General features: G+C 61.7%; 18 protein-coding genes. 8 read left to right on the forward strand and 10 right to left on the reverse strand.

Features of this window, described 5'->3' with window-relative positions:
• The first annotated feature begins 31 nt into the window (after positions 1–31).
• The gene (locus ACFO3E_RS13220) at positions 32–1,681 is read left to right on the forward strand and encodes an alkaline phosphatase family protein (protein WP_380805386.1); all 1,650 of its coding nucleotides are present in this window, start codon (positions 32–34) and stop codon (positions 1,679–1,681) included.
• Positions 1,682–1,713: 32 nt separating this feature from the next.
• On the opposite strand, the gene epsC is transcribed toward ACFO3E_RS13220, so the two are convergent.
• The 9 genes from epsC to ACFO3E_RS13265 all read right to left on the reverse strand — a co-directional run bounded on the left by epsC (position 1,714) and on the right by ACFO3E_RS13265 (position 10,308).
• Complete coding sequence (gene epsC / locus ACFO3E_RS13225; RefSeq protein WP_380805359.1) at positions 1,714–2,712, reverse strand: serine O-acetyltransferase EpsC; 999 nt, start codon at positions 2,710–2,712, stop codon at positions 1,714–1,716.
• A gap of 111 nt (positions 2,713–2,823) precedes the next feature.
• Positions 2,824–4,155 (reverse strand): ATP-binding protein, encoded by a 1,332-nt coding sequence (locus ACFO3E_RS13230; protein ID WP_380805360.1) that lies wholly within the window; start codon positions 4,153–4,155, stop codon positions 2,824–2,826.
• Entirely contained in the window at positions 4,152–4,862 is a 711-nt protein-coding gene (locus ACFO3E_RS13235) for a response regulator (protein WP_380805362.1), read from the reverse strand. The genes ACFO3E_RS13230 and ACFO3E_RS13235 overlap by 4 nt, the downstream gene beginning before the upstream one ends.
• A gap of 196 nt (positions 4,863–5,058) precedes the next feature.
• Positions 5,059–5,895: a TorF family putative porin gene (locus tag ACFO3E_RS13240; protein ID WP_380805364.1), complete on the reverse strand. Its 837-nt coding sequence runs from the start codon at positions 5,893–5,895 to the stop codon at positions 5,059–5,061.
• Positions 5,896–6,195: 300 nt separating this feature from the next.
• Positions 6,196–7,692 (reverse strand): SulP family inorganic anion transporter, encoded by a 1,497-nt coding sequence (locus ACFO3E_RS13245; protein WP_066524518.1) that lies wholly within the window; start codon positions 7,690–7,692, stop codon positions 6,196–6,198.
• A 3-nt stretch (positions 7,693–7,695) separates the two neighbouring features.
• Positions 7,696–8,394 carry a carbonic anhydrase gene (locus ACFO3E_RS13250; RefSeq protein WP_066524521.1) on the reverse strand — a complete coding sequence of 233 codons (699 nt, stop codon included), beginning with the start codon at positions 8,392–8,394 and terminating at the stop codon, positions 7,696–7,698.
• 128 nt (positions 8,395–8,522) lie between these two features.
• Entirely contained in the window at positions 8,523–9,233 is a 711-nt protein-coding gene (locus ACFO3E_RS13255) for a response regulator transcription factor (RefSeq protein ID WP_380805367.1), read from the reverse strand.
• Positions 9,230–9,667 carry a hypothetical protein gene (locus tag ACFO3E_RS13260; RefSeq protein WP_380805369.1) on the reverse strand — a complete coding sequence of 146 codons (438 nt, stop codon included), beginning with the start codon at positions 9,665–9,667 and terminating at the stop codon, positions 9,230–9,232. The genes ACFO3E_RS13255 and ACFO3E_RS13260 overlap by 4 nt, the downstream gene beginning before the upstream one ends.
• A 77-nt stretch (positions 9,668–9,744) precedes the next feature.
• Entirely contained in the window at positions 9,745–10,308 is a 564-nt protein-coding gene (locus ACFO3E_RS13265) for a 3'-5' exonuclease (protein WP_066524528.1), read from the reverse strand.
• Between the two features lie 271 nt (positions 10,309–10,579).
• On the opposite strand from ACFO3E_RS13265, the gene ACFO3E_RS13270 reads away from it, so the two are divergent.
• The 7 genes from ACFO3E_RS13270 (at position 10,580) to ACFO3E_RS13300 (ending at position 19,623) form a co-directional block, all read left to right on the forward strand.
• Entirely contained in the window at positions 10,580–11,680 is a 1,101-nt protein-coding gene (locus tag ACFO3E_RS13270) for a glycosyltransferase family 4 protein (RefSeq protein ID WP_380805371.1), read from the forward strand.
• A 10-nt stretch (positions 11,681–11,690) separates the two neighbouring features.
• Positions 11,691–13,910, forward strand: coding sequence for an amylo-alpha-1,6-glucosidase (locus ACFO3E_RS13275; protein ID WP_380805373.1), 2,220 nt, complete (start codon positions 11,691–11,693; stop codon positions 13,908–13,910).
• 961 nt (positions 13,911–14,871) lie between these two features.
• Positions 14,872–15,630: a TetR/AcrR family transcriptional regulator C-terminal domain-containing protein gene (locus ACFO3E_RS13280; protein ID WP_380805375.1), complete on the forward strand. Its 759-nt coding sequence runs from the start codon at positions 14,872–14,874 to the stop codon at positions 15,628–15,630.
• Between the two features lie 107 nt (positions 15,631–15,737).
• On the forward strand, positions 15,738–17,474 hold the full coding sequence (locus tag ACFO3E_RS13285; protein ID WP_380805378.1) for an N-acyl-D-amino-acid deacylase family protein: 1,737 nt from the start codon (positions 15,738–15,740) through the stop codon (positions 17,472–17,474).
• Between the two features lie 29 nt (positions 17,475–17,503).
• Positions 17,504–18,559, forward strand: a complete 1,056-nt coding sequence (locus ACFO3E_RS13290; RefSeq protein ID WP_197486305.1) for a hypothetical protein — start codon at positions 17,504–17,506, stop codon at positions 18,557–18,559.
• 285 nt (positions 18,560–18,844) lie between these two features.
• Positions 18,845–19,243, forward strand: a complete 399-nt coding sequence (locus ACFO3E_RS13295) for a hypothetical protein (RefSeq protein ID WP_066524537.1) — start codon at positions 18,845–18,847, stop codon at positions 19,241–19,243.
• Between the two features lie 155 nt (positions 19,244–19,398).
• Positions 19,399–19,623, forward strand: coding sequence for a hypothetical protein (locus ACFO3E_RS13300; RefSeq protein WP_066524539.1), 225 nt, complete (start codon positions 19,399–19,401; stop codon positions 19,621–19,623).
• Positions 19,624–19,685: 62 nt separating this feature from the next.
• Here the strand turns inward: ACFO3E_RS13300 and ACFO3E_RS13305 are convergent, their stop codons facing one another.
• The gene (locus ACFO3E_RS13305) at positions 19,686–19,967 is read right to left on the reverse strand and encodes a hypothetical protein (RefSeq protein WP_380805381.1); all 282 of its coding nucleotides are present in this window, start codon (positions 19,965–19,967) and stop codon (positions 19,686–19,688) included.
• Between the last annotated feature and the right edge of the window lie 326 nt (positions 19,968–20,293).

Genomic DNA, 20,293 nt, shown 5'->3' on the forward strand with positions numbered 1-20,293 from the left:
CGCCGTCAAGGCATCAGAAGGGGTCGGAATGATGTTCAAGAAAGCGCTCGCTGCCCTGATGCTGGCGGCACCGCTGACCGTACTGGCTCAACCGCCTGCTCCGGCGGCCTCGTCAGGGGCGGCACCCCGGCTGATCATCGCCATTTCGGTCGATCAATTTTCCGGTGATCTATTCAATGAATATCGCCCCTATTATAGCGGCGGCCTGAAGCGCCTGAGCGAAGGCGCGGTGTTCCCGCGTGGCTATCAGAGCCATGCCGCGACCGAGACCTGCCCTGGTCATAGCACTATCCTGACCGGCAGCCGTCCGTCGCGCACCGGGATCATCGCCAACAGCTGGATAGACCTGAACGCCGCGCGGGCGGACAAGATGATCTACTGCGCCGAGGATGAGAGCCATCCGGGCAGCAGCAGCGGCAACTATGTCGCCTCGCCAATTCATCTGCGCGTACCGACGCTTGGCGGACGCATGAAGGCGGCCAATCCGGCGACGCGGGTCGTTTCCATCGCGGGCAAGGATCGCGCGGCGATCATGATGGGCGGCAGCAAGGCGGATCAGGTCTGGTGGCTGGGGCCGAAGGGCTATGTAAGCTATCCCAATGTGCCCACCCCGCCGCTGGTCGATCGCGTGAACCAGATTTTTGCGCAACGGCTCGCCACGACCAATCCCGGCTTTGACCTGCCGCAGCAGTGCGGACCGAAGGATTTCCCCGTCGGCACTGGACCAGGCAAGAGCGTCGGCACTGGCCGCTTCGCCCGCCCCGCCGACAGTTTCAGCGCTTTTCGCGCCTCGCCCGAACAGGATGCGATGACGCTCGCCTTTGCCGCTGCTGCGATCGACAGCATGGGATTGGGCAAGCAGGGGCAGACCGACATTATTTCCATCGGACTTTCCGCCACTGACCTCATCGGCCATGCTTATGGTACAGAAGGCACCGAAAGCTGCATCCAGATCGATCGGCTGGACCGGGAACTAGGGTCGTTCTTCGATCAGTTGGACAAGCAGGGCATCGACTATGTGGTTGTCCTCACCGCAGACCACGGCGGCCATGACCTGCCCGAGCGGCACCGCCAAAATGCGATGCCGATGGAACAGCGGGTGGAGCGCGCGCTGATGCCGCGCGCCTTGTCGGAGGCTGTTGCGGCACGGACTGGCATTGGCGGCAAGGAATTGATCCGGGGAGACGGCCCGGCGGGCGATCTTTATTTCGACCATAGCCTGTCCCGTGCGCAGCGCGCCAAGGTAGAGGCGGCCACGCTCGCCTTGCTGCGTGCGCATCCGCAGGTCGAAACGGTGTTCACCAAGGCGCAGATCGCGGCCGCCCCCTCCCCCTCAGGTCCGCCCGAAAGCTGGAGCCTGCTGCAGGAAGCGCGCGCGAGTTTTGATGCGGAACGGTCCGGCGATTTGCTCCTGTTGCTCAAGCCGCGCGTCACACCCATCGCTGACCCCATTAAGGGGGCGGTCGCTACCCATGGATCCCCCTGGGACACTGATCGCAGGGTGCCGATCCTGTTTTGGCGCAAGGGGCTCCGGCATTTCGAACAGCCGCTTGGCGTGGAAACGGCCGATATCATGCCGACCCTCGCCGCGCTGATCCATTTGCCGGTTCCCAAGGGCGAGATTGATGGACGGTGCCTGGACCTGATCGCGGGCGAAGGCGACAGCTGCGAAGGGAATTAGCCAGCAACAGCCGGAATGGGTTGGATTGCCGCTCAGATATTCTCCGCAAACCCATCGCGCAGCGCATGGACGCGATGCGGGGCGGAGACCTCCACTCGGCTGGTTACTTCATATTGCGCCTTCGCCTGGCGCACATTGCTGTCGGCCGGCACGCTATCGGTCAGCCAGACATTGCCGCCGATCACCGAACGGCTGCCGATGATGATGCGGCCCAATATGGTCGCGCCGGCATAGATGACGACATCATCCTCGATGATCGGGTGGCGCGGCAGGGCCTTTGCCAGTGCGCCCTTCTCATCGGCGGGGAAGCTTCGCGCACCCAGCGTGACGCCCTGATACAGCCGCACCCTGTTGCCGACGATCGCCGTTTCGCCGATAACGACGCCCGTTCCATGATCGACGAAGAAGCTGTGACCGATCCTGGCGCCCGGATGAATGTCGATGCCGGTGCGAGAATGGGCGATTTCAGACGTGATCCGCGCCACCAAAGGCGCGCCGAGTCCATAAAGCTGATGGGCGAGACGATGATGGATGATAGCCAGCATCGACGGATAGCATATCAGCACTTCGTCAACGCTGCGCGCAGCCGGATCGCCGAGGAAAGCTGCTTCCACATCGGTATCAAGCAGTTCGCGCACGCTAGGCAGGCTGCTGGCGAAAGCGCCGATGATGCGGGCGGCTTCCGCATCGACCTCTGCTGGCTGACTGTCATGCATGGCATAGAGCAGTTCGAGGCGGATCTGGCCGTAAAGGCGGCTGAGCGCCGTCTGCAAGGTCTGCGTGACGAAGGCATCCTCATTATGGATGCGCACGAAGCTCGGCCCCAGCCGCAGGGGAAACAGCGCGCCGCAGAGCGACGTCATGATCTTCGTCAGATTGGCCCGCGAAGGAAAGCCTTCCGCTCCATATTCCGCATGATGCTGCTGGGCCTCCCGCCACCGGCCACGGACCGCGCCCAGATCGCTAACCAGGCGGCCGATATCCCAATAGCCTTCCAGAAGCTGATCTTCGCCTTCACCGTCTGCCGTCATATGCGCCTCTTGTTCAACGGGAAACCGGCATAGACCGGCTTGGCGCCATCCGATAAACGAGTTTTGCTTGGACCCTGACAGTTTCTCTTTTGTCGGGTGTGTGGTGGCGGATCAGCGCTTTTCCGCTGCGGGCGGGATATGAAGGCGGATTTCCACGCGCAGACCGCCCTCCCGACGGTTAGTCAGGGTCAACGACCCCTCTTCCTGCTCCACCGCCTTTGCGACGATGGCGAGGCCAAGGCCCAGCCCGCGCGTATTCCGCTGTCTTGCTTCATCCAGGCGGGCAAAGGGCTTCAGCACTTCCTGCAACTTGTCGTCAGGAATGCCGGGGCCGTCATCCTCGACACAGATCAGCACCTCCCCACTGCGCCGCTCCACGCTCACATCGGCGCGATGACCATAGTGCAGGGCATTTTCGACAAGGTTCATCACCGCGCGGCGAAGCAGCATCGGACGGGCGTCCATTTCCAGATGATCGGGCCCTTCATAGGTGACGTCCGCGCCTTGGTCCTGAAAAGCATCGACGACTGTCGCCACCGTCACCGCCACGTCGGTGCGGACGGCAGGCTCGCCATTTTTCTCGCCGCCAAGAAAGGCCAGAAGGGAATCGATCATCGCACCCATTTCGGCCAAATCTCCCGCCATGGCCTCCTGCGCTTCGGCATCGCCGATCCCCTCCAGCCGCAATTGCAACCGGGCGAGCGGGGTTCGCAGGTCATGCCCCACCGCCGCCAGCGTCTCGGTGCGCTCCGTAATCAGGCGGTGGATACGCTTCTGCATCGCGTTGAATGCGCGGATCAGGTCGCGCACATCGCTGGTGCCGCCTTCCGCGACAATCACCTCGTCGCTTAGGCCGATATGCTCGGTGGCCTTCGTCAGGTCCTTCAGCGGCGCGAGCGTCCGCCGGATCAGCATCCCACCCGCCAGCATCAGCGCGACGACGGGGATGAGCGCGAGGCCCATGCGGCCGATGGTGAAGGTCCATTGACCCCCGCTATGCCGCATGCCGAAATAGAGCCAGCTCCTGTCCGGCAGCTGCAACCCGCCATTGATTTGCGATACGCGTCCGGGCGAAGCGAGCCGCAGCCACAGCCGTGACCGTTCCAGGCTGGGTTCCCAAGTAATGATCTGCCGACGCATCCGCTCTAGTTCGGGAGCCAGCGTAGGTGGCGGCGGCGATGCCGGGGTCCAGTGGACATCGTAGCGATCGGTGGTCAGCTGGATAGCCATCGCATGCCGGTCACCTGCGGGCTGCTCCGCCACGAGCTTGCGCGCGATGACGAGATGCTCGGCGAGCCGCCGCGCTTCGTCATCCTGCAAAGAGAGATGGCCCGCACGCTCATAGATCAGCGTGCCGACCGCAAATTCCAGGGTCAGCGCGAGCAGCAGGATCGCCAGCAGCCGGCCGACCAGACCCAGCGACCGGCTGACATGCAATCTCAAGCGCGGCTGACTTCTGCGTTGAACATGTAGCCGACGCCGCGCACCGTCGTGATCGGCGCTGACTTGCCCTCGGTCGAAAGCTTGCGGCGCAGGCGGCTCACCAGCACATCGATGCTGCGGTCGGAGCTGTCGCCCATGCGCGTGCGCGACAGTTCGATCAGCCGCTCGCGGGCGATGACGCGCTGCGGGTGGCTGAGGAAGGAGCCGAGCAGATCGAACTCCGCGCCGGTCAGGTCCACGATCGCGCCGGTGGGGGAGCGCAGCTCACGGCGGGGGAAGTTGACGATCCACCCGTCGAAGCGAGCCTCATTTTCCCGATGTTCGTCGGGTCCACGCTCCACGCCGACGCGACGCAGGATGGCGCGGATGCGGGCAATCAGTTCGCGCGTGCCGAAGGGCTTTGGCAGATAATCGTCGGCACCCAGTTCCAGGCCGACGATCCGGTCGGTTTCGCTGCCCTTGGCGCTGATGAAGATGATCGGGACGTCGCTGTTGCGCCGGATCTGACGGCAAAGGTCGATGCCGTTGGTGCCAGGGAGCATGACGTCGAGTACGACGAGGTCAACCGGGCCAGCATCGAACGCGACCCACATTTCCGGCCCCGATGAAGCGGGCCGGACCTGATAACCATGTTCCTGAAGCGCCCGCGCCGTCAGCGTGCGCAGCGGCGGGTCGTCCTCTACCAGGATGATCGTGGGAGCGGTCATCCCAGCAATTTCACGCAACGAAAACAGCTCATGTGTCGCGGGATAAGGGGGGCTGATGGAAGGGTCAACCGGACGTTGCCATAGAAACCCGTTGAACCCAGATCAGCAACAATTTGTCATGCGAGGGACAATCCGCGGCTCTCCCCAGCAAGATTGTCATGCCGGGCCCGGCGTAGCGAGGCCCGGCATGATCAACTTAGAAAGCAGCCGTCAGAGAGAAGACCACCTGACCGCGCGCGATCGATTCACCGAAATCGTCGGCATCCTGAACCATGAAGTTCGGACGGAGGTAGGTTTCGTCCGAACGCTTGATGTCGGTATCGACATAAGCGACGCCCAGGGTCAGCGGCGTGCCAGGGATCGCGACGTCCGCGCCGACCAGCCAGTCAAGATATTTGCCGGTCGGAGCGACCGAGGTGCCGTTCGGGCCAAGGCCGGGGTTGCCGTCCGAATAGCCCAGATGGGCCTTCAGCGAAACCGGGGTTCCAGGCACAGCGCCGCTCACATCGCCCCAGATGTAAAGGTTATCCTCCTTGTCGCCCGGATCGGCGACCGTGCAAGCCGCGTCACTGCACCAGTTGCCCAGAGCCTGCTGCTTGGGCGCATAGGCAACGCCGACCAGACCCTTGACCGGACCGAATTCGCTCGACAGCTTCACATAGGGTTCGGCGAAGTCGGTCTTGTCCGCGCCCGACGGGTACATGTACCAGGTGAGGCCGACGTCCAGCGTCGCGCCGCCCAGCGGGATGGCGTAACCGGCGAACAGGTCGAGTTCCATGTTGGAGCCGCCGAACTGGCCCCAGCCAGCTAGGTTCGAAGCCCAGGTGCCAGCATAGAGGCCGCTTTCATGCGTGGCTGTGATGCCGCCCTGAATGGCCATGCCCTTATCGGTCTGCGACACGCCGCGGAAACGGTAGTCGGAAACCAGCGCGACGCTGCCCGATACGGTGACGGGACCTTCGGCTTCTTCCTGAGCGAATGCCGGCGCGCTCGTCATCAAGGCGAGGGCAGCACAGGCGATCTGATATTTCATGAAACATTCCCCTTTTTGGTAAGAATGTTCCGTCCTGCGTCCGCGCTGGCTCGAAGATCTGTGCGCCTTCGATTACCCACGGATTGCGCCCAAGCTATGGTGCGCCTGCACAAAGAGAAATGGACTTTTGCCGCAAGTGCGAAGGCGGCGTGCAGGCTGTGCCGTGCAGGCCACGGTTATTGTCTAAGAGACTTCCAAATGTGTCTAATTGATTTCCAGTTTTGGAATGAACGCAAAAAAGAGCCGCCGCGCCATCGGGAACTGGCGCGGCGGCTCACGTCGCCTGGAGGGGATTAGGGATCAGGCGACGAGGTTGCGTAACCGTCCTGTGGCGCCCGACAGCTCAACGCTGACGCCTGTGCCGCGACGGCGGTCGATCCACTCCCGCACCATCTCGGCGCAGGTATGGTCGATATGGGATAGCCGCTCGACATTCAGGATTACCCGGCGCTCGGCGGGAACCGATTCCAACTTTGCCGATAATTTGGGCAGGGTGAGGAAGGTGGCGGTGCCATGCAGCGCCACTTCATGGGCATCGTCGCGATGATCTTCGTCGAGACCCAGCCCAAGACGGCGCGCATGGGGCACGAGTTCGAGCAGCGACAGGCCGATGCCGACCAGGACGCCGGTGAGAAGATCAGTGGTCACCACCATGATCAGCGTCACCGCCCACACTACGGCCGGGAGCGGGCCGTAACGATGCAGCAGATGCTTTACATGATCGACGCTGACCAGCCGCACGCCGGTCACGACCAGAATGCCCGCCAGAGCCGCCATCGGAATCTCGCGCAGTAGCCAGGGCAGCAGCGCGACGAAGCCCAATATCCAGATGCCGTGCAGGATGGCGGACAGACGCGTCTTCGCACCCGCTTGGACGTTCGCGGAACTGCGGACGATAACGCCGGTCATCGGCAGCGCACCGGCAAAGCCGCAAAGCAGATTGCCGACGCCCTGGGCGCTCAATTCCCGGTTGTAGTTGGTGCGCGCACCGTCATGCATCCGATCGACTGCTGCCGCCGACAGCAATGTTTCGGCGCTGGCGATGAAGGCGATCGCGACGGCGGTGGTCAGGATGGCGGGATTCATCAGCTGCTGGAGCAATCCCTGTTCGGGCAAGGAGACCGCCGCAACGATGGACTCGGGCACCACGACACGCGCAACCGGCAGGCCCAGGATGAACGCCACCAGCGTCGCCAGCACGACGCCGACGAGAGCGCCAGGCAGTAACTTCATCGACGCGGGCCGAAGCTTTTCCCAGCCCAGCATGCCGCCGATCGTGACAAGGCCGATCGCAAAGGCCGTCGCGGCATCCTGATTGCTAAGGCCGAAGATCTGCCCCGGCATAGCCAAAAGGTTCGCAAGACCGCTGGACAGCGGCTTGTCATCGAACAGCACATGGAACTGGCCGACCACGATCAGCACGCCGATACCGGCGAGCATGCCATGAACCACCGCGGGCGAGATGGCGCGGAACCAGCCGCCGACCCTCAGCAATCCCGCGACGACCTGGATCGCACCCGCCAGGATCAAGATAGGTCCGAGCGCGGAAAGCCCCTGTTCCCGCACGATTTCGAAGACGATGACGGCAAGGCCCGCCGCTGGGCCGCTGACCTGCAGCGGCGAACCAGCCAGGAGGCCAACAACGATGCCGCCGATGATGCCGGTGATCAGCCCCTTTTCCGGTGGTACGCCGGATGCGACGGCGATGCCCATGCAAAGAGGCATCGCCACCAGGAACACGACGATCGAAGCGGTGAAATCTCGGCTAAACGTGCCGCCGGAAAGCGCTTTCAACATGGCTTACTCCGCCGCCTGGGCGTAAACCGCTTCAGCAGCGAGGCGGCGGCCATGGGGCAGCGCGATCGGCATCGGCTGGCCTTCGCGCAGCGGCAGAAAGCGGCCGGTTTCGCCGTCGAGGCCGAGCACTTGACCTGCATGGATATCGACATACCAGCCGTGCAGCGCGATTTCGCCGCGAGCGATGCCTGACGCGACCGAGGGGTGGGTGCGCAAATGGGCAAGCTGCGTAACGACATTTTCCAGCGCCATGTTGCGCAGCTTTTCAGCGTCGGTGAGATCGTCGGGATAGCTTTCGCGGCAAACTTTCTGTGCGGCATGGCTGTGCCGCAACCAAGCCGCGACATTGGGCATGTTGGTCAGGTCGGCATTGGTGGACAGCGCCTTCATCGCGCCGCAGTCGCTATGGCCGCACACGATGATGTCGCGCACGCCCAGCACCATCACCGCATATTCGACGGTGGACGTTACCCCGCCATTCTGCGTGGCGTGCGGCGGCACGATATTGCCTGCATTACGGCAAACGAACAGATCACCTGGCTGCGCCTGCATGATATGTTCCGGTACGATGCGGGAATCCGCGCAGGAGATCATCAGCGCTTTGGGGCTCTGACCATGGCTGGCCAGTTGATTGTAGAGCGCGCTCTCGTTCGGGAAGACCTGGGTCTCGAAGCTGAACACGCGACCGATAAGCTCGTTCATGGCTTCTCTATCCTTCTTGTTTCTCGCCGGTCAGGGGGCAGACCGGCCTGATCATGAAGGATAGGAAGTCGCTTTTGCTGCGTCGCAGCGGATTTGTTAAATAGTATGTCTGCTTGGTTTTTTTGGGCTCAGCGTCGTTCGACTGCTGCGGTCAGCATGTAACCCGCGCCGCGCACGGTGACGATCGGCGCGGCCCGCCCGCCCCGGCTCAGCTTTCGCCGCAGGCGGCTGACGAGCACATCGACACTGCGGTCGGACGAAGGCGCGTCGCGAACGCCAGCCAATTCCATCAGGCGCGCGCGTGCGATCACCGTCTGGGCGTGATCCAGCAACACGGCCAGCAACGAAAACTCGGCAGCCGTCAGCTCGACAAGATTGCCTTGTTCGTCGCTCACCTCGCGCCGGGCGAAATCGATGCGCCAACCATCGAACCGCGCCTCGCTACGCGCGCGCAGTCCTATTGCCCGTTCATTTCTGCCGCGCCGCAGCACCGCGCGTAGTCGCGCGGCGAGTTCGCGATGGGAATAGGGCTTCGCGACGTAATCATCCGCGCCCAATTCCAGTCCGACGACGCGGTCGACTTCACTGCTGTTCGCACCGACCAGGATGATCGGCACATCGCTGCGCTCTCGCACGTCGCGGCACAGGTCCATGCCGTCCGGCCCGCGCAGCGCTGCATCGAGCACCAGCACGCCGACCGGCATAGCCTTAAGGGCATTCCATATGTCCGATGCCGAGGCGGCAGGGAGCGCGCGAAATCCGCTTTGCTCCAGATATTCGCGCACTTGATGGCGCAAATCCTGCTGTTCCTCGGCAATCAGGACCAGCGGTGGACTCATCCGCCCTTCACGGCCAGGCTGTTGATCCCATCCAGTTCGTTCAGCAGGACGGCGCTGTCCTGCTGCGCCACGCTCAGCGCTTCGCTCGAACGGGCGCTGGAATAGCGGGCGATCTCAGCGCTCACCTGGCTGCGTGCGGCTTCACAGGGGCCGGCATGGCTGCCCGCGATGGGTGCGAAACGATGGATCGGCTTGGCGACGGCTATCAGCGGGCGGCCCTGCGCCGTCACCCCGCGGTTGACAACGAGTTCAGCCTGCCAGCGGCAGACCGGCGTGGCGGGGCGATTCGCGAAACGAGGTTCGACCTGCTGGAAGCGCACGGTCGAAACAGTCTCATAGCTTGCCTGATAGGCGGTCGCGGCGTGGCTGAGTTCGGCGCTATGAACAGGGGCGGCGGCCGACAGGGTCGCGGCCGAGGCAATGATGAGGAACATGGGAAGACGTCTCCTTCGCGTGCCAATGCACTGCGAAGGCTCTAGACGCGACAAATGTCTCCGAAATTTGCCGGATGTTACAAATTATTGCTGAAGCCCATCGACGCCCGCTTACGCATCGCAGCTATCGGCAAGGCAGGCATGGCTTGCGCATCCCCTGCGACATGATCGAGCAAGGCAGACAGCCAGGCGGCATCTGCAGCGGCCCGGTGACGTTCAGGATGACGAAGGTCCGCATATGCGACGGCCGAGGCGATGCGACTTTCGCCCGCGCCATGTTCGTTCAGCAGAATGGACACATGATCGATCATGAACGGAGCTTGCTCTCCGGCGGCTTGGGCCAGCGTTTCCAGCCAATATTGATCGATGGTGCTGTCGGCAACCGCCCGGCGACCGTCCATTGCTGCAAACAGCCGGTCGAGCACGGCCTCCACGGGGAGCCCGTCGCGATAAAGCCTGTCGCGTGTGATGCCGTGCAATGCCTGAGCTTCGGCAGTCCAGTCCCATCCCGCCCAGCTTTCATGAGGACGGATGAGCCAGCTCTGGCTCCGGCCGAATGAAGCGACGCCTACCTCGATTGGGAAGGACCGCCCATGCCGGGGAAGGCACGACGCTTCGAAATCGATCGCCACGATGGTCAAGACATTCTCCTGCTTCTCATGACCGTGTCCGCCCCCTTACCCGGACGCCCAGCCAGTTCGGAACCGTCTATGGCGACCGACTATGTCACTTCAAAGTCAGGGCTCATCGAAACGACACAAGCCGCTTCCCTCAGGCGACGGGCCGAGCTTTCGATCAAATTATCCCGGCAAGAGCAAAACTCATGCAACCGGATCATCATTTGCGTTTTTAACCCACGTCAGTCGCGCCCCGAGGCGATGGTGACGTCCAATCCTGGATGAGGATCGCTGCATGAAAATCGCTCAAATCGCGCCGCTGGCTGAAAGCGTGCCGCCCAAGCTTTATGGCGGTACAGAACGTATCGTGTCTTATCTGACCGAGGCGCTCGTCGATCAGGGGCATGAGGTGACGTTATTCGCCAGTGGGGATTCGGTCACCCGCGCGGAACTTGTCCCGGTGACGGAGATGGCATTGCGGCTCAACCCCAATGTGCGCGACCCGATCCCCTATCATGTGATGCTGCTGGAGGCCGTGCGGCGGCGGGCCGACGAGTTCGACGCTCTGCATTTCCACATCGACCTCATCCACATGCCGCTCGTCCAGGACATTATCGGGCGATGCGTGACGACGCTGCACGGGCGGCTGGACCTGCCCGATCTGCCCGCCTTCTATCGCACCTTCCCCCATCATAGCCTCGTCTCGATCTCCGATCATCAGCGTCTGCCGATGCCGCCGGTCAATTGGGCGGGCACTATCTATCATGGGCTGCCATCGGACCTGTTGCCGCCCCGGATCGGCGGGGACGAGGGTTATCTCGCGTTTCTCGGGCGCATATCGCCGGAAAAGCGGCCCGACCGCGCCATTCGCATCGCCGCCCGCTCGGGCAAGCCGCTCAAGATCGCCGCAAAGATCGACAATGTGGACCGGGACTATTGGGAGAAAGAGATAGCGCCTCTGATCAACCTCTATCCCAACATCGACTTCATCGGCGAAATCAACGAGGCGCAAAAGGCCGAGTTCCTGGGAGGTGCCAGCGCCCTCCTGTTCCCCATCGACTGGCCCGAACCGTTCGGCCTAGTGATGATAGAGGCGATGGCCTGCGCCACGCCGGTCATCGCCTTCCGCTGCGGATCGGTGCCAGAGGTCATAGATCATGGCGTCTCGGGCTTCATAGTCGATGGCGAAGACCAAGCTGTCGAAGCCGTCGCTCGCCTTGGCGATCTTGACCGCAGCCGGGTGCGCGCCGCTTTCGACGCACGCTTCACGGCAGAGCGGATGGCAGCCGATTATGTTGGGCTCTACCATGCTCTGCCCGGGGCCCGTACCGACGCGGCGCGGCTTCGACGCGAGCGCGGCGAAGAAAACGGGCTTCACCTGCAAGTGGTCGGATGAGGAGAGTCGCATGACGGCGAGCCAGTTGAAGCCAGAAGCCCTGGCCACCGAACCGGCAAAGTCCCTGTCCCAGCAGCAGACTCAGTTTTTCATTCCGGCGACGGCTTCGCTGCATGAGCGGCGTCCGCGGACGTTGAAGCATGGGGACAGCTTTGCGGTCTTCGACCATAGCGGCGACGCGATCGCTGGACCGGGCAGTCCGGAGGGGCTCTATCATCGCGACACGCGACATTTGTCGCACCTTTATCTGACGATCAACGGTTCCCGGCCCATCCTGCTCAGCTCGGCCTTGCGCGATGACAATGCCATGCTGACCTGCGACCTCACGAACCCCGATTTTGCGGGCGATGACGGCCGGGTCGCAGTGGAACATGACCTTATCCACCTGCGGCGCACCCGTTTCCTTTGGGAAAGCGCGATCCATGAGCGGATCACCATCCGCAACTTTGATACGGACTCCCGGACGGTAACGGTCAATATCGGCTTTGCCGCCGATTTTGCCGACCTGTTCGAAATTCGCGGGATGACCCGGCTGCGCAAGGGGGAAATGAAGACGCCGGTCATCGGCGCGACCGATGTGCTGCTGGCATATGAAGGCCGCGATGCACGCACGCGCGAGACCCATCTCTGCTTCGATCCCCAGCCGCAGGAGTTGACCGAAAGCCATGCGGCGTTCGAAGTCACGGTTCCCGCGGGTGAGCGGCGCACCCTCTATATGCGGATTGCGTGCGAACGGCTCGATCCCCAGCCCGGCCCTTTCTCGCGTCAGTTCCTGAAGGCTCTGCGCGAATCCATGCAGTCGCTGAAACAGGCGCGCGCGCGCGGGGCGACGGTGCGGTCGTCCAACCCCCTGTTCGATGAAGTGACGCGGCGGTCGGTGGCCGACATCACCATGCTATCGACCGACACCGAATACGGGCCCTATCCTTATGCGGGCATTCCATGGTTCAGCACCGTTTTTGGCCGCGACGCCATCATCACGGCGCTTGAGACGCTCTGGCTCGACCCTGCGATCAGCCGGGGGGTGCTAGGCTATCTGGCCGAACATCAGGCAACTGCGTTCGATCCGGCCGCAGATGCCGAGCCGGGCAAAATCCTGCACGAAGTACGCCATGGCGAAATGGCCGAATTGGGGGAAGTGCCGTTCCGCCATTATTATGGCAGCATCGATTCCACGCCCTTGTTCGTCATGCTTGCCGGGGCCTATCTGGAGCGGACGGCCGACACCGCTTTCATCACCAAATTGCTGCCCAATATCGACGCGGCGCTACGGTGGATTGACGAGCATGGCGACCGGGACGGCGATGGCTTCGTCGAATATGGGCGGCTGACCGATCAGGGGCTCGCCAACCAAGGCTGGAAGGACAGCCATGACTCCGTCTTCCATGCCGATGGGTCGATCGCGCGCGGCCCGATCGCGCTCGCCGAAGTGCAGGCTTATGTCTACGGCGCGTGGCGAGCGGCCGAAGCCATCCATTGCACCTTAGGCGACGCGGCCCGTGGCCTGGACTATGGCGCGCGGGCCGACCGCTTCCGCGACCTTTTCGACGCCGCCTTCTTCGACGCGCAACTAGGCACCTATGTGCTGGCGCTCGATGGAGAAAAGAAGGCCTGCCGGGTGCGATCTTCAAATGCAGGCCATGTGCTCTTCACCGGCCTTGCACTGGCGAAGCGCGCGGAACCTGTCGTGCGCACATTGATGGCGCCTGCCTCTTTTTCGGGATGGGGCGTGCGCACCATCGCATCCACCGAGGCGCGCTATAACCCGATGAGCTATCATAATGGCTCGATCTGGCCGCACGACAACGCACTGATCGCGTCGGGCTTTTCGCGCTATGGCTACAGGAAGGAGGCGGCGAAGATTTTCGAAGGGCTCTTCGCAGCGGCCACCTATGTCGATCTCATGCGCTTGCCGGAACTCTTCTGCGGTTTCCCCCGGCGGCGGGCGCAGGGGCCGACATTCTACCCGGTTGCCTGCAGCCCGCAGGCCTGGTCTGCCGCAGCCCCGCTGTCGCTGATCCAGTCCAGCCTGGGCATCGGCTTCGACGTTGCGGCGGCGGAAATTTCCCTGTGTGAACCAGCGCTGCCCCGCTTCCTCGACGAATTGCGGCTCTATGGCCTCCGCGTGGGTGACGCGTCGGTCGATATCGCCTTTGACCGCATGGGCGACAAGGTGGTGGTGAAGCCGCTCGACCGGACCGGCTCGGCGCGGGTGGTTACGATCGCCTGATCGCAATCCTCGCCGGCTGCCGGGAGGCCACCTGGCCATATTTGCTGGAGACAGGGACACAGAACCGCACCGAACCGCGCGTTAGTTAAACGCTTGATTCAAAAAGCCCCGCCTCACTGAAAGGAAGGCAGGGGCAAGTTTGGGTCGCAATGCAGGAAACCTGCGAGTACATAAGCTGTGTCGCGGACGATGGTTGCGACCTACCCCTTTTGCCCATATCCTTACGAATTAGGGTTATACCTAAAGTTAGGTAGCGAAAAGCCCCGCGCCTGCCTGCAGCGCGGGGCCTCCCCGGAGCTTTCGCTCTTGGCGCATTCAATGAACCAGACCGCGAGCGCGATCTATCCGGCAGCGGTAGTAATCCGGAATAGATAGATGATTTGACGCTGCATCCATGTTGCAGGGACAGCAGGAACTAAAAATGGGAGGCACGGACGATACGGGGGCAGCCGCGCCGTCATCATGGCAGGGACAAGTATCTGAAATCTTTGCCAGTCCGAGCGAAGGCTTGCCAGTGGCGCGCCAATTACCGTAAGCCGTACGTTAGAATGCGGCAGCCTTTCATCGGTGGTAGATCGATTTTCCTGCCGCTCCGTCGCGGTCGCTATCGGACGGTGCCCATAGGAGAAAATCACGTGCCCGAGTTGAGCCTGCCCCGGTTGGGATTCACGAAAATCATCGTGGCCGATGTTGATCGCGCATTCGATTTCTACGCGAGTGCTAGGGGTCGAGGAACGCAGCCGTGTGCGAGCAGGCGCGGGTGACGAAGCTCTAGAGGAGATTATCTCCCACCCGGTCGGCCATGCCGATGCACCGCGCGACGCGCCAGAGCACGGCGTCCGCGTAGCCTTCCTCAAAGATGTAGAGGGACACATGATCGAGATCGTGCAACTAATTTAAGTCCGACGCTGGTCGCGCGCCGATCGGTGGCTGTCCCATTCATAGCACGCAGGAGCAACAATTGGCCGAAATTGCACATGATGAGCCTGTTTTGGCGGCTCCCCGCCGCCGGGGCCGTCCCCGCCGCCTGTCGCGCGAAGCCGTCATCAATGCCGCGATCTCCCTTCTTAGCGAAGTCGGGTTGGAGGGTTTTTCCCTGGCACCTTTAGCCAAGCGGCTGAAGGCTGGCGTGATGTCGCTCTACACCTACTTTCCAAACCGCGAACTGCTGCTCCTTGCCGTTGCGGACGCTATCTACGCGCGGTTCGAACCGCCCGCGCCCGGCGCTGCCTGGCAAGACCAGCTTCGGGGTTGGATGTGGGCCGTCGTTGATCTGTTCGACCGTCACCCTGTCGCTGTCCAACTCAGCATGTGGAACGGCCATGTATCGCCTGCCTGGCTGCGTACCTGGGCTCCGCTCGCCACGCTGCTGAGACAGCAGAAGTTAGAAGGTCAACGCCTCGCTTTTGCGCTAAGCTGGTTTACTACCGCAACCCTTGGCTTCATCTCATCGCAGCGGCAATCGCCTGAAAACCGCCGTGCAGAAACGCTTGCCCACGCCGCAACGCTTGAGCCTTCACTCCAGCAGCTCGCATCGGAGCTTTGGGCGGATTTCGAGTCAGTCGACAGGGATGCCGCACTGACATTCGGGTTCGACAACATCATCAACGGAATGGAGCGCCTCATTCGGTCGGACCAGGTCCCGTTGCCATCTCGTAGTGGCCGTTGGTCGGTGTCGGAACGCGCCGCTGCTGCTGGTCCCAAGATAGAAGGCGATTGACGACAAGCCTCAGTCCATCTATTTCCGTACGGCGCACCGAAATTAAAGCGGGCATCATGTGTCAGGTGCCAGCATCGCGCCTTGAACGCGGATAGGATGGATTGGCGATGGCGCATGACCTGGTCATTCGTGGCGGCAAGATTGTTGATGGCAGCGGAACAACTATGTTCGACGGTGACGTCGCGATCGATGCAGGTGTTATAGTTGCCGTTGGCACAGTCCCCGGCTGTGGGCGTGAAGAGATCGATGCATCCGGATGTATCGTCACGCCTGGCTTCGTCGATATTCATACTCATTATGACGGCCAGGTCATGTGGGAAAACCGCCTGTCTCCTTCATCAGGACATGGCGTTACCACCGTCGTGATGGGGAATTGCGGTGTTGGTTTTGCTCCCTGCCGAGCCGACCACCGAGCCATGCTGGTTGAGGTGATGGAGGGGGTGGAAGACATTCCCGAAGTCGTGATGACCGAGGGCTTACCCTGGAACTGGGAGACTTTCCCCGATTATCTCAATGCGCTGGACGAACGTCAGGCAGATGTTGATTTTGCAGCGCAGGTCCCGCACTCGGCGATCCGGGTCTATGTCATGGGTAGCAGGGGCGCAGCGCGCGAGCCCGCAACTGCTGATGACCTCTCAGCGATGACGAACATCGTTCATGAGGCTGTTGAGGCGGGCGCGCTTGGCGTGACCACCTCCCAAAGCCATGGTCACAGGACTGTGGCAGGCGAATGGGCGCCGTCCATTGGCGCCGCAGCTGATGAATTGATTGCACTGGCTGAAGGGCTGGCCCGCGCCGAGGCCGGGGTGTTTCAAATCATCCCCAATTCTCATTATGGTTGTGACCCGCACGACGAGATGGCTCTTTTCCGCCGCATCGTGGAGACTTCGGGCCGGCCGCTGTCATTCAGTCTTTTGGAAAAAAAGTATAATCCCAGCTTGCCCCAAGTCATGCTCGAGCTGGTAGAAGAAGCCAATCGCGATGGTCTTCCCATTAAAGCGCAAGTCTTCCCGCGCCCAATTGGCATGCTGTTCGGGCTGGAACTGTCCTTCCATCCCTTCCGTTTTCATCCAAGCTTCCGGGAAATCGAGCATCTGCCTCTGGCTGATAAGGTGGCCCGGCTAGGGGACCCCCTATTCCGGACAAGGTTGCTGAGCGAGGAACCTGTCACGACCAACCCGCTGTATGAGACGCTGGCGCGCGATGTTGGTGATCTTTATCCGATGGGAGATCCACCAAATTATGAGCCTGATTCTGCCGCCCGCCTGGACTTGCGCGCCGCAGCAACTGGCCGCCAGGCTTCGGAACTGGCCCTTGACGCGCTCCTTGAGCGTGATGGGCGCGGCATTCTGATGATGCCCTCTTCCAATTATGTTCACGGCGATCTTGAAAATGTGCGCCGCATGATCGCTGATCCGCATAGTCTGATCGCTTTGGGCGATGGGGGCGCTCATTACGGTCTTATCTGCGATTCCAGCTTCCCCACTTTCGTCCTAACGCATTGGACCCGTGATCGAAGGGAAGGCCGGTTCCCCCTAGAATGGGTTATCGCCGAACTTAGCCGTAAACCAGCGCTCGCGGTGGGCCTTCATGATCGCGGGCTGGTGAGGCCGGGCTACAAAGCAGATATTAACGTCATAGACATGGACGCACTGCGGCTACACGCCCCTGAAATCGCCTATGATCTACCCGCAGGCGGGCGGCGGCTGAAGCAGCGCGCTGATGGATTTGCGGCTACAATTGTGAGCGGAACGGTGACTTATCGCGACGGGGTGGCGACTTCCGCGCTGCCCGGCCGCCTCGTGCGCGGCGCTCGCCAGGAGCCGGCAATCGCTGCCCTGTAATCTTCATCATAAAGCCCAGGAGTACAGAGATGACTGCTCATCCCATGACGCCTGTAAAACCGCCGACTTATCTTACTGACATTTTCACCGAAGATGAGACCGCCCGTCTGTTTGGCGTTATGCGCAACAAGGGCCCTTGGCGGCTCATCGCAGGCATTTACTTCAAGTCGGTAGAGGAACTGCTTGCCGTCAGCGGCGGGAGCGGCGACAATGAGGAGGAACTTGATCTTTCAGACTTTCTCACGCCTGCATTTCGCGGCTTCTTCGGCAACAACGGAATAGTGTACGAAGAAACGGTTCACGACATATTCTACAGTAAAAAACTACTTGATCTCGTCAAGAGCATGCACGGCGCGCAATATGGCGCTCCCTACCTGTTCCAGTTCAACATGCAGGGTCCATCGCCGGGCTACGACAATGGCCATTTCGATGGCCGCAGCTGGCGCGGCATGGACCCGACGAACACCCCTGCCTGGCTGACGAGCATCATGGCGAAATCCGGGCTATTCGACGCTTGGGAAGTGAAGGCCGGACAGGTCATCACATATCATTATGATTCCGACATTGACGGTGGGTTCACCTATTGGCCGGACGGGCCAGACGCCCCGCCCAGCCGGTTTGCACCCCCATTTCGAAATTCAGGCATCCTCACCGATAACCAGCGCATGTTCCATCGTGGCGAAGCCAGTGGGCCGCGCGACCGGCGGGGCGTTCCCGAAGGGATGGCGCTGCACTCGCTCCTCGAACCCGATGGGGAGGAAGACTGGAAGGTCACTACCGACGGCGTGGTGGTCAATCGCTTCAAGGCGAACGAGATGCGTGCCCTGTTCCATTACAGCGCCCATGTGTTCACCGACATGGCTGATGTGAAACGCTATTATGATCACACGGATGACCTCGACCGTGATCGTGTCTTCGAGATGTTGATCGCAGATCTGAGGGGGCGTGGAGTAGTTTTTGAAGTGCCGACAGACCCGATCGCTGATCGCGCCTTCATCGCGACGCTCACGCGGACTTATGCGATGTCGCCTACCATTTTTCCTGAAGAGGCCCCCTTGGAGCGACGGCGTCGCGTCAGCGCTTAGCTAAAGAGGAAACTATAGACCAAAGTGCCAGGCATTCTCGGCGGCCTGCCCCATGGCAGAAACGCGATCCTCATTCGCGCTATCATGGAGGTCACCGAGCATCCGTTGTAGAGGCTCGAATACGACAAGGATCATGGCACAAGCGCTGGCGTCTGCTGCTTCATATGGAAGCCCAGCGTTGAGTCGCTTTAACGGCGACGTCCAGCCACCTGCCTGTCGGAGCAGTTCCGGCATTGTTGAGCAGAAAATCGATAGACCCAAGGGCTTGGCGACTTCGGTAACGGCATGGGCATGTTGTTGGCGGGCCTCATGTCGATGTTGGGCGGCGGCATGGGTAGCGGCGCGCCGGGGACCGGGATATTCGGAGCGCTTGGCAGCATCATCTCTGGCGAAAACGTGTTCAAGAGCATCTTGGGCAATGCCATGACCGGCCTTCAGGTTCTCGGCGGCGGCATGGGTGGCGGCATGGGCAAATTGTTCGGCGGCGGTGCCAACATCATGCGGGCATCCAACGGCATCATGGTCAACCAGACGCGCATTCGCGGGGGCCTTTTCCGGGCTCCCCGGCTTCGCCAATGGCGGCACGATTGGCGGCTTTCCTGGAGTGGACCGCAATGTCCTGTCCATCAATGGAATCCCCCGCGTGCGGGTGAGCGCAAACGAGCGCATCCGCGTGGAGCCTAACGGTGCGGGCGGCCCACGCGCGGCCCCCGCGATCGGCAACCTTCAGATGACGTTCCCGGGCGTCACGGACGCCAGAGAGGCGCGCGAGGCTGGCAGGCAAGCCGCCACCGGGCTGCAAAACAAACTCGCAGCCGCCAAGAAACAAGGATATTGAAATGCTGCTGATTCACCAAGGCATGGCCCAAACCGAACTGATCCGCACCCTGATCGCGGCGGGTGCGCAGACCATCCTCATTGGCCTGCCGCCAGAAATGGCAGCGGAGGCTTTGCAGGTGGCGGCCTCATCCATCCATGAGCGCGGCCATGATCTTGAATGGTGCGCCACACGGGCGGCGCATCTCGGGCGCGCTGCAGGTCCCAAGCAGGCCAATGATGGATAAGCGATCAGCAGGTGCAGGCAAGCGACATATTCGGATGCCAATCAGCATAAGCCGAAAAGCCTTCAGCGAGCTCCACCTACCGCCGCCAGAGCGAGCAGGCCCGCGATTACTCGTTCCTGCCACGCAAAGCGCCGCGCCGTGTATAGACGCTTGCCGTTTAGGTAGGCGTTGCCCTCGTCATCGAGCCCTATCAGGGACAGCCCGTTTGCCGAGATCATTCTAACATTCTCAGGCCAGTGACGCGGCCAAATGTTGGTCCGCCAGTGTTTGAGGTCGGCGACAACCTCAGCCTCGGACACTTCATGAATCACTAGAGCCGCCTGCTCTCCCGATTGCGTCACCATATAGATCCCCCGTCCGATGCGGCAGCCTATAGCGCGCGCTGTGCTTAAACGCATCCTCTCGGGTATTCCCGACGAACAATTGACTCTGCATCAGTGTGGCGAGACCCTGACCGCTAGGGAGAGCGCTATGAGGTGGCTGAGTCGCTTGTTAGGTGGTGGCACGAAAGAGCCTAAGCCGTCATTTCGAACCTATACCTTGGGCATCGTCGGCGAGAGCCACAAAAATGGTCGCGTCCGTCAACGTGGTGTAATTGGGGTGTGGCCTCGGGCCGCATCGATCAGGCGGCTTTCGGTGTAATCTGTAGCGGCGGCGTCTCCTCGATCAG

Origin of the sequence: Sphingobium tyrosinilyticum (assembly GCF_042654265.1) — a bacterium.
In the GTDB taxonomy this organism is placed as follows: domain Bacteria; phylum Pseudomonadota; class Alphaproteobacteria; order Sphingomonadales; family Sphingomonadaceae; genus Sphingobium; species Sphingobium tyrosinilyticum.

Bases quoted from the DNA above. Each gene is read 5' to 3' on its own strand.
- ACFO3E_RS13290 (WP_197486305.1), top strand. From the start codon at position 17,504: ATGACTGCTCATCCCATGACGCCTGTAAAACCGCCGACTTATCTTACT.
- ACFO3E_RS13235 (WP_380805362.1), bottom strand. From the start codon at position 4,862: ATGACCGCTCCCACGATCATCCTGGTAGAGGACGACCCGCCGCTGCGC.
- ACFO3E_RS13300 (WP_066524539.1), top strand. From the start codon at position 19,399: ATGCTGCTGATTCACCAAGGCATGGCCCAAACCGAACTGATCCGCACC.
- ACFO3E_RS13220 (WP_380805386.1), top strand. From the start codon at position 32: ATGTTCAAGAAAGCGCTCGCTGCCCTGATGCTGGCGGCACCGCTGACC.
- epsC (WP_380805359.1), bottom strand. From the start codon at position 2,712: ATGACGGCAGACGGTGAAGGCGAAGATCAGCTTCTGGAAGGCTATTGG.
- ACFO3E_RS13250 (WP_066524521.1), bottom strand. From the start codon at position 8,394: ATGAACGAGCTTATCGGTCGCGTGTTCAGCTTCGAGACCCAGGTCTTC.
- ACFO3E_RS13295 (WP_066524537.1), top strand. From the start codon at position 18,845: ATGGGCATGTTGTTGGCGGGCCTCATGTCGATGTTGGGCGGCGGCATG.
- ACFO3E_RS13285 (WP_380805378.1), top strand. From the start codon at position 15,738: ATGGCGCATGACCTGGTCATTCGTGGCGGCAAGATTGTTGATGGCAGC.
- ACFO3E_RS13270 (WP_380805371.1), top strand. From the start codon at position 10,580: ATGAAAATCGCTCAAATCGCGCCGCTGGCTGAAAGCGTGCCGCCCAAG.
- ACFO3E_RS13255 (WP_380805367.1), bottom strand. From the start codon at position 9,233: ATGAGTCCACCGCTGGTCCTGATTGCCGAGGAACAGCAGGATTTGCGC.
- ACFO3E_RS13305 (WP_380805381.1), bottom strand. From the start codon at position 19,967: ATGGTGACGCAATCGGGAGAGCAGGCGGCTCTAGTGATTCATGAAGTG.
- ACFO3E_RS13275 (WP_380805373.1), top strand. From the start codon at position 11,691: ATGACGGCGAGCCAGTTGAAGCCAGAAGCCCTGGCCACCGAACCGGCA.
- ACFO3E_RS13245 (WP_066524518.1), bottom strand. From the start codon at position 7,692: ATGTTGAAAGCGCTTTCCGGCGGCACGTTTAGCCGAGATTTCACCGCT.
- ACFO3E_RS13260 (WP_380805369.1), bottom strand. From the start codon at position 9,667: ATGTTCCTCATCATTGCCTCGGCCGCGACCCTGTCGGCCGCCGCCCCT.
- ACFO3E_RS13240 (WP_380805364.1), bottom strand. From the start codon at position 5,895: ATGAAATATCAGATCGCCTGTGCTGCCCTCGCCTTGATGACGAGCGCG.